General features: G+C 55.4%; 11 protein-coding genes. 3 read left to right on the top strand and 8 right to left on the bottom strand.

Annotation, left to right across the window (positions count from 1 at the left end; genetic code table 11):
• Together KO492_RS01675 and KO492_RS18590 are read right to left on the bottom strand one after the other, a co-directional pair.
• Positions 1–397: BapA/Bap/LapF family prefix-like domain-containing protein (locus KO492_RS01675; RefSeq protein WP_436835690.1), on the bottom strand; the 397-nt coding region annotated here is incomplete at its 3' end.
• Positions 398–644: 247 nt separating this feature from the next.
• A complete protein-coding gene (locus KO492_RS18590) occupies positions 645–2,699 on the bottom strand; it encodes a BapA/Bap/LapF family prefix-like domain-containing protein (protein ID WP_252735176.1) in 2,055 nt (684 codons plus the stop codon).
• A gap of 297 nt (positions 2,700–2,996) precedes the next feature.
• On the opposite strand from KO492_RS18590, the gene KO492_RS01665 reads away from it, so the two are divergent.
• Positions 2,997–4,910, top strand: coding sequence for a hybrid sensor histidine kinase/response regulator (locus tag KO492_RS01665; RefSeq protein ID WP_216043374.1), 1,914 nt, complete (start codon positions 2,997–2,999; stop codon positions 4,908–4,910).
• Positions 4,911–5,067: 157 nt separating this feature from the next.
• Positions 5,068–5,721, top strand: a complete 654-nt coding sequence (locus KO492_RS01660; RefSeq protein WP_252735175.1) for a response regulator transcription factor — start codon at positions 5,068–5,070, stop codon at positions 5,719–5,721.
• A gap of 22 nt (positions 5,722–5,743) precedes the next feature.
• Here KO492_RS01660 and KO492_RS01655 read toward each other — a convergent pair whose 3' ends face one another.
• The 6 genes from KO492_RS01655 to KO492_RS01630 form a co-directional block, all read right to left on the bottom strand.
• Positions 5,744–6,172 carry a hypothetical protein gene (locus tag KO492_RS01655; protein ID WP_216043373.1) on the bottom strand — a complete coding sequence of 143 codons (429 nt, stop codon included), beginning with the start codon at positions 6,170–6,172 and terminating at the stop codon, positions 5,744–5,746.
• Positions 6,173–6,819: 647 nt separating this feature from the next.
• A complete protein-coding gene (locus KO492_RS01650) occupies positions 6,820–8,100 on the bottom strand; it encodes a BamA/TamA family outer membrane protein (protein ID WP_216043372.1) in 1,281 nt (426 codons plus the stop codon).
• Positions 8,101–8,219: 119 nt separating this feature from the next.
• Positions 8,220–9,392, bottom strand: a complete 1,173-nt coding sequence (locus KO492_RS01645) for an HlyD family efflux transporter periplasmic adaptor subunit (RefSeq protein WP_066601728.1) — start codon at positions 9,390–9,392, stop codon at positions 8,220–8,222.
• Positions 9,389–11,524, bottom strand: a complete 2,136-nt coding sequence (locus tag KO492_RS01640; RefSeq protein ID WP_216043371.1) for a type I secretion system permease/ATPase — start codon at positions 11,522–11,524, stop codon at positions 9,389–9,391. Before KO492_RS01640 ends, KO492_RS01645 begins: the two co-directional genes overlap by 4 nt.
• A gap of 27 nt (positions 11,525–11,551) precedes the next feature.
• Positions 11,552–12,751 (bottom strand): TolC family protein, encoded by a 1,200-nt coding sequence (locus KO492_RS01635; protein WP_216043370.1) that lies wholly within the window; start codon positions 12,749–12,751, stop codon positions 11,552–11,554.
• Positions 12,752–13,124: 373 nt separating this feature from the next.
• The gene (locus KO492_RS01630; protein ID WP_216043369.1) at positions 13,125–14,750 is read right to left on the bottom strand and encodes a hypothetical protein; all 1,626 of its coding nucleotides are present in this window, start codon (positions 14,748–14,750) and stop codon (positions 13,125–13,127) included.
• An 886-nt stretch (positions 14,751–15,636) separates the two neighbouring features.
• Here KO492_RS01630 and serC point away from each other — a divergent pair.
• Positions 15,637–16,827 carry a 3-phosphoserine/phosphohydroxythreonine transaminase gene (gene serC / locus KO492_RS01625; protein ID WP_216043368.1) on the top strand — a complete coding sequence of 397 codons (1,191 nt, stop codon included), beginning with the start codon at positions 15,637–15,639 and terminating at the stop codon, positions 16,825–16,827.
• The last annotated feature ends 180 nt before the right edge of the window (positions 16,828–17,007 follow it).

Raw genomic sequence — 17,007 nt, 5'->3', positions numbered from 1 at the left:
TACCGCTGTCGTCTTTGGCTACGGGCGGCGTGTTGTCTCCGTCATTTTTACCATCGTCATCGTCGTTATCACCACCTCCGCCGCCACCAGCGGCCAGAGCGGCGAGGCCGAGGGCACCCAGAGCGGCCACGGCGATGCCTTCTTCGGAGAAGCCGGCCCCGAGACCCGCCGCTGCGGTCGGATCACCTTCCACCATCATGTCATTGCTATAGACAATGCTGTGCAAAGAGCCGTCGGACGCAGGGACGTAGAAATCCTGAACTGTAATCTGGTCTCCGGTGCTCAAATTGATGATGAGATCATCGCCTGTTCGCGCATATGTTTCGAGGCCGGTTTGATCAATATCCAGATTTACACGCACCTGATCCGGAGATGCTTTGAGAATTCGATTTGACATGGTTCCACTCCTGATACCCATTTTTCACCCCCCGACTGGTTAAAACTCGGCGCACAATAGCGTCGCTTCAAATGAGGGCTTAAGTATGTATAAGGCACATACGATAGTTTATAGTCAATACAAACTGTTGATTATATTTGACCAGTTTTGCGTTAGGGACCGTTTGTGTGGCTTTTGCGACCTACACAAACGCAAAACGCCCCACCAGAAGGCAGGGCGTTTGTTGTGAATGGGTCGTTCTGAGGAATCAGATAGTGTCCTCGCCGCCCAACAGGCCGCCAGTCAAACCCCCAAGCAGATCGCCACCCAAGAGATCGTCCGTCAGACCTCCCAGCAAACCGTTGGATGCCGAAGGATCGCCATCTGTGATCAGGCTCAAGCCTGTCAGGTCATTGACGAGACCTTCGTCGCCGATCACTTCGCCAAGCACACCGTCATTGCCAGTCACATCGCTGAGCAGCCCACTGTTGCCCGTGACATCGCCGAGCAAGCCGCCATCGGAGACAACCGCATCGAGCAGACCTTCGTCACCCGTGAGGCCGCCGAGAAGACTGTCCTCGCCACCTGTGAGACCATCAAGCAGACCGCCTTCACCGCCAGTAAGGCCGCCAAGGATGCCTTCGTCTCCGGTTACCGCATCCAGTAAGCCATCTTCTCCACCCAAGAGGCCACCAGTCAAACCACCGAGCAGATCACCGCCCAAGAGACCATCGGTGAGACCACCAAGCAGGTCGCTGGAATCCGAGGCGTCTCCGTCTGTGATCAGGCTCAAGCCTGTCAGGTCATTGACGAGACCTTCGTCGCCGATCACTTCGCCGAGCACACCGTCATTGCCAGTCACATCGCCGAGCAGACCGTTGTTGCCCGTGACATCGCCAAGCAAGCCGCCATCAGCAATAACCGCATCGAGCAGACCTTCGTCACCCGTGATCCCGCCAAGGAGACTGTCCTCGCCACCTGTGAGACCATCAAGCAGACCGCCTTCACCGCCGGTGAGGCCGCCAAGGAGACCTTCATCTCCGGGCACAGCACTCAACAAGCCATCTTCCCCGCCGGTTAGACTGCCGACAAGGCCTTCGTCCCCGAGGACGCTATCAAGCAGACCGCCTTCGCCGCCGGTGATGCCACCGAGGAGACCTTCATCTCCGGTCACAGCCCCCAGCAAGTCATCTTCGCCTCCAAGCAGGCTTCCGACGAGACCTTCGTCCCCAAGGATGCCGCCTAGAAGCCCATCTTCGCCATCTGTGAGGCCACTCAATAGACCGTCTTCGTCACCGAGCAGCCCGCCAACGAGGCCATCGCCACCAAGGAGACCACCGAGCAAGCCGTCATCGGCCAGCAAGCCTCCCAGCAGGCCATCATCGCTGAGCAAACTACCGAGCAGACCATCGTCGTCGGTCAGGCCGTCGAGCAGCCCGCCAACGAGGCCGTTATTGCCCAGCAGACCCCCGACAAGGCTGTTGCCGCCCAGCAGGCCGCCGATCAAGCCGTCGTCCGTCAACAGGCCGCCAACAAGCCCGTCTTCCGTCAGAAGACCACCGACGAGACCTTCGGAAGTCAAAAGGCCGCCAATGATGCCTTCGGAGCCGAGGAGGCCCGCCGTCAGGCCGGTGCTGCCAAGCAAGCCGCCAAGCAGAGAGTTTTCCCCGAGAAGAGGGTCCGTGAGACTGGCAAGCGGGTCGTCCGAAGCGGCGCCGTCACCGATCAGGCCGGTGCCGAGAAGAGAGCCCAGAAGACCGTTTTCGCCGGTCACTACGCTCAACAGGCCATCTTCGCCAGCGAGATCACCCAAAAGACCTTCGGAACCAGTTACGGCGCCAAGGCCGCCATCATTGCCGGTCACGGCACCAAGAACGCCTTCGTCACCCGTGAGGGAGTCCACGGCCCCGGTTGTTACTGCGGGTTCCGGCTCCTCGGTTTCCTCGGGGAGTTCAGGGTCTTCGATTGTCGTATCATCATCTGAATCATCAGAGTCACTCAACAATACGGCCGCGCCGAGTCCGGCCGCGGCTGCGAGGCCTGCACCGATTTCATCGATGGCAAATCCCTGTCCCAGCCCTGCTGCAGCGGCCTCTTCGGACGTCAGACCTTCTACACCGCTGAAAGTGCCGTCTTCAAAAATCAGGCGATGCGCTTCGCCATTTTCTGTGGGCGTATAGAAATCCTGAATATTCAGAACTTCACCATTGGTTTGCTCAACCAAAAGATCATTGCCCGATTTCACATATCGGCTGACGCTGTCTTTGTTCAGATGAATCTGAACATCCACACCGTCCCCAACCACAAATCCACTCATCGCCATTCTTCAAATCCTTCTGCTGAAGACCCCTGCGGCCAATACCCAAACGTAGTTAACAGGGGAAAGGGTTACCCGTTACACCCTAAATAATCAATAAATATATAATACCTATCCATAAGGATGTTGCTGATACGCCATATTATGAGAAATCTGGAAATCCGGCTTGCGGTCGGTTTGCGGGCGGTGGATGTCTACTTCATCACCTGAGCAAGCAAACAACAAACAGCCTTATAATTTCGGGATTGGCTGCGGCAGAACGGTCGTCGCAGACCTTCTGAAAGCAACAGTTAGGGTTTTAATATGCGCCCCATTATTCAGACGATTGCCCGCATGATCGCCACGGATCGCAGACCGTCTGTTCTCGCGAGCGAGGGCGGCAAGGTGTTGCTCGCCAATGCGCCTGCGCAGCGGTTGTTGCTCGACCAAGAAGGCATTCACGACAGTCTGGACTGGTCCGGGCTTTGTGCACAGGCGCATCGGGCAGGGAGTATTCCCGTTTCACTGACGCTGGGGACGGATACTTTGGAGGGAGAAATCGTCCACCTGTCTCTGGGCGCCGGTGATGGCTATCTTTTACGACTAGCCTCGAATGACCTCGAAGCCACATGGCTGCGCAACCGGTCGCGCGCGGCGACGCTTATGCGGGTGGCGCATGATTTGCGCACGCCGATCCAATCACTTCTGGCAACGGCGGAGAATGTGCTGGACGATGGGGGTCAAGCCTCTGAAGAGCAACGAAATAAGGCGCGTGAGCAACTGCAGCAGACAGCCGAAGTGGCTCTTGATCATATCAGCAATGTGCTTGGCGTTATTCGCGGCGAACAAAGTGTCGCCGGTATACGCCCTGACGAAACCTTCAACCTCACGGAGGAATTGCGCACGCTTGTCATGATGATTTCGCCGATTGCGCGCAATCAGGATGTGGCGCTCAAACTCTGGCTGGATCCGCATGAAGACATCTGGGTGCACGGACCGGTGCGTTTCGTGCGCGCTCTGTTCCAGAACATCATCGACAACTCCGCAAAATACGGCGGCAAGGAAGTCGAGATCGGCCTGACCTGTCGTCCCCTGCCGTCGCCGGAGACCGGTGTGGAACGTCTCAAGATTATCCTGACGGTCAAGGACATGGGCGGCGGCATTCCTCCCGAACAACAGGCACGACTGCGCGCTGCTTTGGGGCAAGGCGATGCGGCTCAACCACCTGTCGTCACAGAGCGCAAGGACCGTCCTTCTGCGGGGATGAATGTGCTCGCCCATGCTCTGCGCCAGCTCGGGGGCACACTCGAACTGTCAGACAGATACGCAGAGGGCGCAGAAAACGACCGTACGGATCACGCAAAAGACGTGATCGGGACAACAATAAAGGCCACCTTTATGCTCCAGAAAGGCGAGAAGGCTGACAATTTCAGCCCAAGAACTCCGCCAGAACAGGATGCGTCTTTGCAAGGAGTGTCCATGATTCTGGTTGAGGATAGTCCTACGAGTCGGGACTGGCTTCAGCATATTCTCACTACCGCAGGGGCAAAGGTCTGGCCCGCAGGTAACGGCATTGAGGCTCTATCCTTGCTCGACAAGTCGGAGATCGCTGACAATCTGGATCTTATACTTACGGATATGACCCTGCCTTATATGTCAGGTGTCGAATTTGCGCAGCGCGTGCGCCAAACCCAAAAGGGCGGTTGGAACGGGCCTGTTCTGGCACTGACCGCACATGTCGCCGACGAAATCATCACAGCATGCCATAAGGCCGGTATCGCAAAAGTGTTGGAAAAACCTATTCGTCCGGCGCAATTAAGTGCTGCAATCCTTGCTGTGCTTCACAAACCTGATGAGTCGGAGCCATCTGTGCCACACCAACCTAAAGTTGCTAAAATCTCGCAAACCGTCACACCGGTCCTCAAAGATGAGGTTGTGCAAGATTTGCTCTCCCAGCTAGGGACGGAGGGTGCAATGACCTACATGCAGCGTGCTCATGCAGAAGCGAAAGATATTTTAGCCAAACTTAAGTCGGACGGGGTCGGGCCGGATACGGGTCGGATGCTACATGCAGCCACCGGCGTGTGTAGCCTGACCGGCCTTGGTGCGCTTGAAAACTGTTTAAGAACAATGGAATGCGATTTTGATGAGGGCGGCGATCTCCCGTCTCGTTTCCCAGAACTGGAAGAGTGCCTTGATCTCACACAAGAAGCCATTCACACACTCGCACAAAAGTAAATGACCTGACGTCAAGACTTGTCGTTTTTTAGAATATAATTCATACCAAGTTGACATTTCTCGGTTCAAACGGTTTCTGTCAGCTATGTTGAGTTTACATCGTTTAGGCGGTAGGAAATTAGACAAGCTATCAAAATAATTTTTAGAGAGGCTCTAAATGCCAAAAGCAACCGCAAGTTCCATGCACGGCAGTAAAATTAGCGTCTTGATTGCGGACGATCACGCCATGATTCTGGAAATGTTTGATCATTTCCTATCCAACCTACCTGAATTTGAAGTGCGCACAGCACCCGATCTGGATGCTGCATTGTCTATTATTGACGAACATGGAGCTTTTGATCTGGTTTTGGTGGACCTGCAAATGCCCGGCATGAATGGCGTCGGCGGGTTGAAGAAGGCGCTGGATAAAAACGAGGGGCGGCCCACAGCGCTTTTGACCAGTGATCCCACGGCTCAAGTCATCTCCGAAATTCTTCAAATGGGCGGTTCCGGTGTTATTTTGAAAACCACGTCCCTGAAAAATCTCGCCAATGAAATGCGGTTCATGGCGGCAGGCGGTCGATATGTTCCGGTTGAGCTTCTCGATCCGCACATGATGAAATCGCGGGGCACAGCGCAATCGCCTTTGTCGACCCGCGAAATGGATGTGCTTGCCTTGTTGGCCGAAGGTCGCCCGAACCGTGAAATCGCTGAAGAGTTGTCTTTGGCTGAGGCTACGGTGAAGATGCATGTGAAATCGATCTGCACAAAGCTTGGCGCTAACAACCGCACACAAGCCGTGATCGTCGCGCAAGACAAGAACTACATCTAAAAAGCGCGCGGGTTTCCGGGGCTTAGTTCAAAGCACGCAGCTTTTCGAGAATTTGTCTCTTGGTCGCATTGGCGGGCAGGGTTTCATTACACAGGCCCAATTCTGCCAAGACGGATTTGCCTTCCCACATCTCGCTTTCAATCGCGATGATGCACGCATTGGGCTGCGCGCGCCGGATTTGCATACAGATGTCGGCGGCCGCTTCGGGTGAGCCGAAGAAATCTTCATCGACAATAAGAATGTCTGGCGCGTTCTCGCTATGACGCAGGATGCCGAGGGCCTGATCGCTGTCTTCGCCACGCAAGAGTGACATGCGAAACCCACAGCCAGGCTGGCTGAGCTCATAGGGCAGGTGGTCCCAGTCGAGAAGAGCAAGCACGTTCAGATCTTCGGTGAGCGCATTTTGTGTAACAAGCGCGGAGTTTGTTGTGTCGAAAGTCTGGCGCAACATGTGGCAACATCCTTTTCCTGCACCATTTAGCTGGTGCGTGCGAACTACCCGGCGTGAAGAGCTCTGTTCACCGGCAACCAGCGCGTGGCTTTGGTCTCGGTCAGAGAAGTGTGTTTGTATGAAGGATCAATCCAACCACGGTTTGCACGCAAAAGACGCACAGCGCCGTTGCTGGGGCAACTGGCATGCTCCATCTCTTTCTCCATCCGCGCGAAAAGACGGCTCTCAAGGGTGGAGACATTCGGACGCGGTTTGTGTGAGCGAAAGAGTTTCATATCTGCATCATCCATCACGTTGGTTCCGCGAGAGTGACATTGTGCTACGCACGAAATATTGTCTCTCGCCCTCGATTGTTTTGAGGCTAGCACAAGAAATATACGTTAGTATATAGAAAATATCTTTTGATACGAAAATACCTATTTGTGGGGTCTTTCGCTGAGCCCCGCCGGAGAGCAATCGCTTTGAAAACTGAACTTATTGCGGATGAATTCATCCCGCCGGAGGAAGTTGAAATCCACTATCCAATTGTTTCTACAGGATAAAAATTGAATAGACGCCCCGGTGCGCCGAAGGCGCACCGTTTCAATTCAGGGGAGGGGGCCAGAGTCCTGCATCATGCGCAGCCAATGCCGAAGCGATATGAGGGATCAGAAATTGGTGCTCAGGCTCAAGCCGAAGACCTGTTCCTCATCGCCGTCCTCTTTCTTCAAGGCCTTTGCGACATAGAGCGAGATCGGGACGATTCCGATTTCCAATGACAACGAAACACCGACAGAACTGCGTTGATGATAGTCGTCATCAATCGTGCCGGATTGGGTGTCATCAAGCCCCCATGCCGCGCCGGTCTGCCAAAACACACCGCCGATCAAGGGCGTTGAATCGAAGTTGTCAAAATTCCTCTGCAGCTCGATGGTCGAGACAGCGAAATTATTGCCCCCAAGCGCATCTCCATTGTCACGCGGCCCAACGCCACCCGAGGCAAAGCCGCGAAAGCTGTCGGCTCCGGGGGTAAAACGGTCCATAACCCGTGTTGCATTGCCGTTGGTGCCGGAGACCGTTCCTGCATCAAGCGAAATCAACATGCGCGTGCTACTGCCGAACGGGACATAGGAACGCGTCTTGAGACGGAAATCTCTCAGGGCGTCCTCTGTGCCGAGATTCCAGAAATACTGGTCCACCCCGAACTGATAATTCCATGCCCCCCAAGAAGTTTCGCCTTTGGAAATGGAACTGTGATCAAGCCCGAACCGCATGAACGGTGCGTCAATGGTTGATGTTTCCTCCGATAGAAAAAGCGGGCTGGCATCAGCGGACACGTCAAAAAGGCCATAACTCCGATAGCCGAGGCCCGCCTCCAGACGGGTGTCGGGTTTGGCATTCCAAACGGCATAGGCTTCAAGCTGGCGGGTTTTCTCGGTATAGGGCGTGTCATCATAGGACAGTTCTTCCCATCCGGCCCTGAGACCGAGATCAAGGACATCCTCGATCATATCGACATGATACAGCCGCGCGATGCCACGTTTCACTTCGTCATTATATGCGAGGCGAACAGACCCGTAAGTGTCGGGGAAAAGGTTGTATTGCTCAAAGGACAACCCGCCGATCAAGCCGTCCTGTGAGGAGTAGGCCAGTGAGGCTTCGATGCGCCCGGGCTGGGTGTTCAACTCCTCGACTGCAATCACCAGCGTGTCATCTTCGGGTGTCAGCGTAACGCTTTCGAAGACGCCCGTTGACATAAGACAGTCCTCGATCGCACGCAGTTCAATGGTGAGGTAGGGGACATTCGGCACAGCGCCACAGGTGAGTTTGATATCCTCCTCGGGGATAAACTCCGCACCGCGCACCACCACCTTCGTATATATCCGGCTATTGCCTTCACCGGATTGTGCCGCAGCGCCCAAGGAAGAGGCCAGAACTGCACCCGACATCAGCCCCCCTCGCAGGAGGCCTTTCACATATGCGGAATTTACACAGGAACGAGGCAGCATTGTTGTCTCTTTTCTACTTTCATTGATGTCCGCGTCGGATCAAAGGTTCAGATATTCGCTTACCGTAGCCGCGCTCGCATGAGAGGTCGCGTCAGGTAACTCAGCACCGAGCGATTGCCGCTTTCGATATCCACCTGTGCCACCATCCCGGGCCGGATGGGGAATTGTTCGTCAAACTGTTCCAGATAGCTGGTCTCGGTCTTGACCATGACACGGTAGAAGTCCTGCTTGCCTTGCGCGGTTTCTTCTTCGACCGTGTCTTCGGAAATCTGGGTCACAACGCCGCGCAAATCGCCATAGGTTGCAAAATCATAGGCGGTGATCTTGACGCTGGCGGGCATACCGGGCGCGACGAAAGCCACGTCTTGCGGCTTGACCTTGGTCTCGATCAGAAGTTGATCATCTGTTGGGGTGATTTCCATGATCGGCTCACCCGGTTGCACCACCCCGCCGAGCGTTGTGATCTCGATGTTGTTGACGCGACCGGCCACGGGTGAACGGATTTCCGTGCGCTGGAACTCGTCCTGTTTCTGGATCAAATCCTGCTGCAAGGTAGTGAGTTTTGCCCGACTGGCCGCGAGGTCTTTATAGGCATCCTGCACATAGGCGTTGCGCACCTCGTTGATCTTGCCATCAAGCTCGGCCTTCTGCTGGCGTAGCTGCAACAGGTCGATCTGGCTCACCGCGCCGGACTCGGCCAGCGGACTGGTGATTTCGATCTGGCTTTCGATTGTTCCACGTTCTTCGACAAGAGATGCAATAGAAGCCTCAAGTTTTGTGCGCCGCGCTTGGAACAGGCGCAATTCTGTGGCTTCCGCTTCATTCGGATTGGGGCCGAAATCCAGTTCGGGCTGTTCCAGAACTTCCGCCTCAAGGCGCTTTACTTCTGCGGAAAGAGAGGTGATCTCCGCCTGTGTCGAGTTAAAGGCCGTTTCCGACTTTGTCGGGTCGAGTTTGGCAAGCAACTGACCCTCTTGCACAATGTCCCCTTCGCTCACGTGCAATTCAGCGAGGATCCCACCTTCAAGGCTTTGAATCGACTGCAACCTGCGCAGAGGCACGACACGCCCGTCGCCGCGCGTGATCTCGTTGATCTGGGCGACCGAGGCCCAGCCGACAGCGATCACTAACGATAGCACAACCGTCTGGATCACCAGCCGCGCCCGCTTCAGGGTCTGCCGCCGGTAGCTTCCGTCAATATGGCTTGTGGACATCAGGTCGGGGCTGCTCATGTCACGGCCTTTACAGGTTTACCTTGCGATGCATTGGCACGCGCGGAATTGAGAATTTGCAGCAAATCCCCGTCGCGTGCGATCCGGCCATCCTTCAGGACAATTGCGCGTTCAGTGAGACCCAGCAATTCACGCTTGTGCGTCGAAATGATCGTGGTCCGGCCTTTGAGCCATTCCTTCAGATGGGCTATGACTTTTGCTTCTGTAACGTGGTCGAAGGCAGATGTCGGCTCATCGAGAAGAACCACTTTCGGATCCTGCAAAAGAACGCGCGCCAGTCCGATGGATTGTCGTTGACCACCGGACACATTCGCATTGCTTTGTATCTGTAGATCGAGGCCGCGGACGTGTTGGCGGACGAATTTGCCAAGCCCGACAGCATCCAGCGCCTGAAGCAGTTCCTCATCAGAATGCAGCCCGTGGTCCAGCAGGAGGTTCTCCCGCAATGTTCCTTGGAACAGGGCCACGCTTTGCGGCAAATAGCCGATCTGCCGGCGGCGGTCGATCGGGTCAATCTGGCTCAGGGACAGATCGTCAAGCAAAATGCTGCCTGCTTGCGGGTCGGTCAGCCCCGCCAGAAGGCGCAGCATTGTAGATTTGCCCGCGCCATTGCCGCCCAGAAGGGCAATCCGCTCACCGGCGGCGATTTTCAATTCCGGAATTGCCAGAACCGGCGGCGCTTGGGGATCATGGCGGAACACGGTTTCCTGAAGGTGGTATTTGCCCTCCATCATCTCGGCGCGAACAAAGTGACGATCCGCTGGCCGTTCGACGGAGAGATTCATGATGTTGTTCAGCCCCTCCATCGCGGCGCGCACATGCTGCCACTTTGCCAGAAGGCCCGCGACTTGCCCCATAGGCGACATGGCGCGGGTGGACAGAAGCGTGCAGGCGATGAGGCTACCGACAGTCAATTCACCGGCATTGATCAGATAGACCCCAGCGATCACCACTCCGGCGTAAGCCAGACGCTGCACTGTGCTGACAAGCTGCGTCATCAGGGTTGTGATGTTGCGGGTCTTGATCGCGGTGGTGGCCATAGTCGCGGTCAGCTGCGCATGCGCCCGCTGCAGACGCCCCTCGGCACGGGCTGCTTTCACGGTTTCAAGATTGGAAATCGTTTCAAGCAACAGGCCGTTAAGAGCCGCTGCTTCGCGGGTGTTTTCCTTGGACGCGCGGGCCAGTTTCTTTTGCATTACAATGCCCGGTAGAATGGTCAGGACGACCCCAGCCAGAACCACAAAGGCAATCGGCCCGCCAATAAACCAGATCAGGCCGAGAAAGATCACCACAAAGGGCAGGTCGCTAATGGCGGTCACTGTGCCAGAGGTGAAAAACTCCCGCACAACGGCGAAGTCACGCACCTGATTGGCGAACACACCGGTCGAAGAGGGCTGGTTGATGAGCCGCATATTGGCGACCTTGTCAAAGAGCTGCGCCGAGAGACGCAGATCAAGATCACGACCGGATACATCCACCAAAGAGGCCCGCATCAGACGCAGGATCAGTTCGAGGACGATGGCAATTCCAACCCCGCTGGCCAGAATCCACAAGGTATCTATGGCGTTGTTTGGCACGACGCGGTCATAGACCTGCATCGAAAACAGCGCTGTCACCACGGCCAGAAGGTTCGCGGCAAAAGAAGCGATCATCACATCGCGATAAATCCACCAGTTTTCCCACAACGGCCCGAGTAGCCAATGCCCGTGTCCTTCCTTCTTCCCGTCCAGACGGTCCGACACAATGTCGATCGGCTTTGAGATCAGAACCTTGCCATCATGCAGACGGTCGAGTTCCTCAAACGTCCATATCGCCTTGCCGCCACCGGAGTCCGGCAAGACGACTGTCGCGCGATCGCCGGTCAGCTCTTCGAGTATGACTGTGCGTCCGTCTTTAAGGAATACAAGAACAGGGAAGCTGTGCGCCGGAATGGTGCGCAAAGGTTCGCGGCTGATCCGGCAACTCATATTTGCGCGACGAAGCGCCAAAGGTGCCAAATCCGGCGTAAGTTTGGTGCCGTCTGCGCGCGGCAGCCCCTCCGTCAACTGCGTGGCGGAGGTCGAAACCCCTTGTATTCGGCAGAGTTCGAGAAGGCCGAGAACGAGAGGATCGTGAAATGCCGTGTCTTTCATGTCTCTAAAGCCTCTTTGTGCCTTGTATTATTGCAGGACTGGTCTCACTGACAGCATCGTGCCCAGAACGCCGAGATCTTTGGCGGCCTCATATGCCGTGCGTTTACGTTCGTCATAGGTATCGATCTCATCGATTTGAGCGTCATAGAGATCACGGCCGGTGGTCAGCAGGTCGAGTATTTCCCGCCGCCCTGCGACAAATTGCTGTTCATAAGTGGCAAGAACCTTCTCGGATTCCGCCAACTGGAGGGCCTTGGATTGTTCGCTCTGACGCAACAGGCTCAACCGTTGCAATGCGCTGCTTGCGGTATTCATAAGCTCGCGTTCAACACCGTTGAGAGAGGCCTTGGCGCTCTCGACTTTCAGCATTGCGGACTGAATCTGGCGTTGCCCAAAGCCGCGCGAATTCAAGTCTATTCCTGTGGAAATTCCAATCGCGGTTTCCGTGTCCCCGTTCATATCCAGAAGCGCTTGTGCTTGCAGGTTGATGGTCGGAAACCTCTGCACTTTTGCGGATTTCACGCCAGCTTCGGCCTCTGCGACGGAAGCCCGTGCCGAAATATATTCAGGCGCGAGGCGAATGGCGGCGCGGATTTTTTCAGGCATCCCGTAATGGGTGGAAAATCCTATATCAGGTGGTCGGCTGACATCACTGATCGGAGTTCCAACCAGATATTCAAGCTGTGCCAAGGCGATCTGACGATTGGCAAGAAGCTGAGCCATTTGCTCATCAGCGCGCGCGATCTCCAACCGGGCACGCGCAACCTCGCTGTTGTCGCTCAGCCCTGCACGACCGCGATCCTGCGCCTGTTTGGCGAGGCGGCGCGCAAAGGTCATATATTCTTTGGTATAGGCAATCTTGCGGTCGAGGACTTCAACATCAAGAAAGAAGCCTGCGATCTCGAAGCTCAAGTCTTCTACAGCCATCTTCAGGTCTGACATGGCCTGAACTCGCGCCTGTGAGGTTTCCTCGATTTCGGCTTTGGTTTTGCCCCAATCCATAAGAACCTGCGTCACGCTGAGCGTCAGTCCGTTGTCGTCGTCATCCGCCGAACTGGTTTCACCGGACAGGCTGATCGACGGGAAATAGGCATCACGGGCAGCTTCGATATCAACCGCTTTAATCGCCACTTCCTGACGAAGGGCTTCAACCCCGGGGTCGTTCGCGGTGGCTGTCAGAACTGCCTCTTGCAGTGACACTTGGGCCGATGCGGGGGCAGGGTGCATAAACGACAGAACCGCCAGAGCAGAGTAAAGGTGGGTAATTTTCGGGCGAAAACATGAAATAGAGCGACGAACGGACGCCCCTACGCGCTTATGCGTATGACACACAGCACCAAAGCCTCCCTTTCTTTCCGCATCATCGTGACACCGCCGGAACAGGCGTATATCAGCACCCCTATGACGCGTAAGTATGGCTTTTCGCTGAGACAAAATTCCCATTCAGCCGCACCCCATATACCTATGTCTATTTATAGAGATACCCCCTCCGCACCAAATCAAAGGTTTGTTTACGGATGCATCCCAACCCCAACCAAGGGATGTTGGAGTAGACTATTTATATATTTCGCAAAGAACACAACCCAAGGATGCATCTTTTTTAGGAAATGTTGTCCTGATCGTCCATCAACCCATCAAGCAGGGATGCGCCGGCGTCAAATGCATCGCTAACATCGTCGACCAAACCACCAACGCTATCTGCGAGCAGACCGCCAACACCAGAGGTGTCACTATCGCCAGCTTCATCAAGAAGGGCGCTCAGGGCATCCCCACCTGCCAGAACATCGCTGCTCGACGGGCCGAGAATTTCATTGAGCAGGGTGTCCACCTCACCATCTGGAAGCGCGTCACTACCGCCCGCCAAAAGCCCTTCGTCAACGAGAGAGCCAACAAGGCTGTCTTCGCCCACGAGACCGGCAAAGAGATCATCAAAGCCACCGCTGACTGCGTCAGGAACGTCAACATCGAACACATCCTCGTCACCGAGAAGGCCCGCCATGACATCGCCAGCCCCATCAAGCGAAATGTCGTCAAGGACACCGGATACGGTATCGCCCAGATCACCCGCCGGATTATCCAGTCCGAGCAACGCATCGAGATAGTCGCCTTCCTCAGAATCATCCTCGGAGCTACCTGTCTCTTCGTCGCTGCCGCCGAGGCCAAGCAGGCCACCAAGCGCGCTGTCCTCACCGATCACGTTGCCAAGCAATCCGTCTTCATCCAGCAGGTCGCCTACAACGGGAATGTCCCCGACGAGCTCATCAACAAGCCCTCCGTCGCCGAGCAGATTGCCGACCAGACCGGATACAATGCTATCTTCACCGATAATATTCCCGACCACATCGTCCCCGAGGACCGGACCCAGTATATTATCCAGAACGCCACCGGTGCCGGTCAGAGCCTCCACCAGATCGTCAACGACACCCTCATCCCCGAGAATGCTTGCAACAAGGGACTCATCTCCGAGAAGCTCGGAAATTGCCCCGCCAAGAAGTCCGTCAGGCCCCAGAACGACTTCAAGCGCCTCAAGATCAAGAAGCCCGTCTTCTCCGATCAACGTATCAAGCAGACTGTCAACGAGACTGTCATCGCCGAGCAAGGTATCAAGGATACCGCCTTCGCCAAGGAGCGTATCAAGCAGATTGTCCACAAGACCGTCATCGCCGAGGATCGGATCCAACACGGTTCCCAGCACACCGTCTGCATCGCCCTCATCCAGCAGATCAACAACTGTGGCCGAAGCCTGCTCGCTCAACAGGTTTTCATTGTCTGTTTCAACTGCGTCCGACAGCCGATCTTCCGCCGCAGCGGCAGCAGCTCCGGCGTTTGAAATATCCGAGGTTCGGCCTGCGGCAGCAACGGCACCGGACGCTTCACCTTCAATGTCTTCGAGCGAAACGTCATCGTCCTCGGTGATGTCGCCGCTTGCCACGTCGGGAAGAGTGTCTTGGAGATTTGCGCTCGCTGCGCCCTCGGAAATTCCGTTTGGAACGCCCGATATGTCTGCATCAGGCGAATCAGATACGTCAGCATCTTGCGCAAATGCGGCCAGAGACCCGGTCAAACCGGATTGCAGCGCCAAGCCCATGCCAATCGCACTGGCCGACACACCATTCAGTCCGGATTTTGTGTTGAGCCGCTCAGCTTCGACAGACTCCACAGAAAAAGGAGCTACCGCACTCTCTTTTGAGCGCTCCGTCTTGCTTTCTGTTTCTCTCTTGGTCACCAAACCTACGTCCCTCAACACACTCTCGGGCCTACACTGCCATTCAGCATAAACCTAACGAGACTGATTTCAATAGTTCTATATATGATCCACCTCAATCTGGCTAGATCAATTATCTAGCAATACATACTTTAGGTTAATTATATATACTTTGACGTGGCGTCAGAAGCAGGGAAAGTCGATTTTTTGATGAAATTCGGCATATTCGAGACTGTAAGCGCTTTGTGAGACGCGGCGCTTATTTTTGTTGAGGGTAGGGAAACCGTCGCATTCCGGCCATCATCCTTTCTCGGAAGACCTCTACGGGCGTCTTCCAGCCAGGCATTTTCGGACGTATATTCGACGCGGGCGCAGAGTTGCATCAACTCATGATCCGGCATTCGCGTGATGTCTCGAGTGCGTGGAACCACTTACAGGATTAGATAACTTATTGGTTTTTAATTGGGTTCGCAATTTTAGATGATGCTCATCCCGCATCGTCATTTTGACCTGTAATGCATCTTATGTTAAATTTATATTGGTGCAGAATGCAGCCGAAGCGGAAAAGATATTGAGCTGTAAATTCGCACAAAACCGAACTGCCGCATAGAATTGGCCGACTCATTCCCGAGCGCTCCGCACTGGCCCAAGCCAAAGCTGCGCACTGGTCCAATCTTTGCGGGAGGTCTCTGTGTAATCTCCTCGCATATCTTCCCACCCCTCTGGAGACCGCAACATTGTTGAAAGCACTATCCCCATTTGCGAGTCCGTGCGCTTCCCGTCCGGCTTCGCTGCGCGTGAAAGCTGCTTTTGCTTTGTCTCTCGGAGCCATGGTGACATGTGCTTTGACGCTGGTGAGAGGGAGTGTCCCCGCAACATTAGACCAAGTTTCACGAGGTGAAGTGGCATGAATTCCCTGAATACGATTGATCATCCAGCCCTCTGCGGTTCGCTCAGACCTCCGGTGCCCGCTGACGAGGTTACAAACTTCAGCCCGGGTCCGACGTCCCTGCCGAAAGCTGTCGAGCAGGTGATCGCGGACGGTTTCCAAAAGCCGGGCCTGACGTCTTTGGCCTTGTCGCACCGGTCTCCCGAGTTTCTGGACATCCTTAGCCACACAGTCGAAACCCTCCGGTCTGTGATGAACATTCCCGACACATATGAGGTGTTGTTCACGCACGGCGGTGGCCACGGGCAGTTTGCAGCCTTGCCCTTGAACCTCTGCCATGATGCATCCGATGTTGCCACTTATGTGGTAAACGGGACGTGGTCGGAGCGTGGTCGGGATGAAGGGCAGCGGTATTGTCGCGTGCAGACGATTGATGCCCGCGATCCGGATACCGGCGCTTACAAGAGCTTCCCCGCACTGACCGAGGAGAACGTCGATCCCGATAGCAAATATGTCTATCTGTGTTCGAACGAGACGGTGAACGGCATTGAGTTGCACAGGCTGCCCGAACTGCCGGAGTCCCGCAAACATATCCCGCTGGTCGTGGATGCCAGCTCGGACTTCTCGACCAAGCCCATCGATTGGGAGGGCTGCGGTGTCGGCGTTCTGTTCGCCTGTGCCTCGAAGAACATCGGCCACCCCGGCGTGACCCTGACCGTGATCCGTAAGGACCTTCTCGGCAAGGACAAGGCCTCTCCGCTCTGTCCGGGCGTTTTCAACTACACGACGAACAGTGAAGCGGGTAACCTCTGGAACACGCCGGCCACGTTCAATATCGAAGTCGTCGGTCACATGATGGACTGGATCGCAGCACAGGGTGGCATTGACGAGATCGAACGGCGCTCCATCGAGAAGGCCACGGCATTGTATGATGTCATTGATGGCTCTGACGGTTTTTATGGTACGCCCGTGGATGAAAAAGCCCTCAGAAGCCGGATGAATGTGCCGTTCAATGTCGCGGGCGGAGACGAGGAACTGACAAACATGTTCCTGATCCAGAGCTGGGAAAAAGGCATGATCGGCCTTCGGACCCTGACGCCTTTCGGTGTCGGCGACTATCTCCGTGCCAGCCTCTATACAGGGGTGCCTGTGGAGGGGGCTTTGAAACTGGCCGAATTCATGCGCGATTTTGCGCGTAAACACGGCTGACATAGCGCTTCGCGAAACGCCGGAATACGGATTTTCGTGTCACATGCGCAATCTATGGAGGGGGCTTTGCAGCCCCCTCTTATTTTACATGTCGTCCACACAAATCTGACGCTGTGTGCTCAATCCGACGATACCATGCTCGATCACGTCACCGGCCTTCAGGTAGCGCGACGGGGTCAT

Source organism: Celeribacter halophilus (assembly GCF_018860305.1).
Lineage (GTDB): Bacteria > Pseudomonadota > Alphaproteobacteria > Rhodobacterales > Rhodobacteraceae > Celeribacter > Celeribacter halophilus_A.
This window is presented reverse-complemented; position numbering and strand designations above follow the sequence as displayed.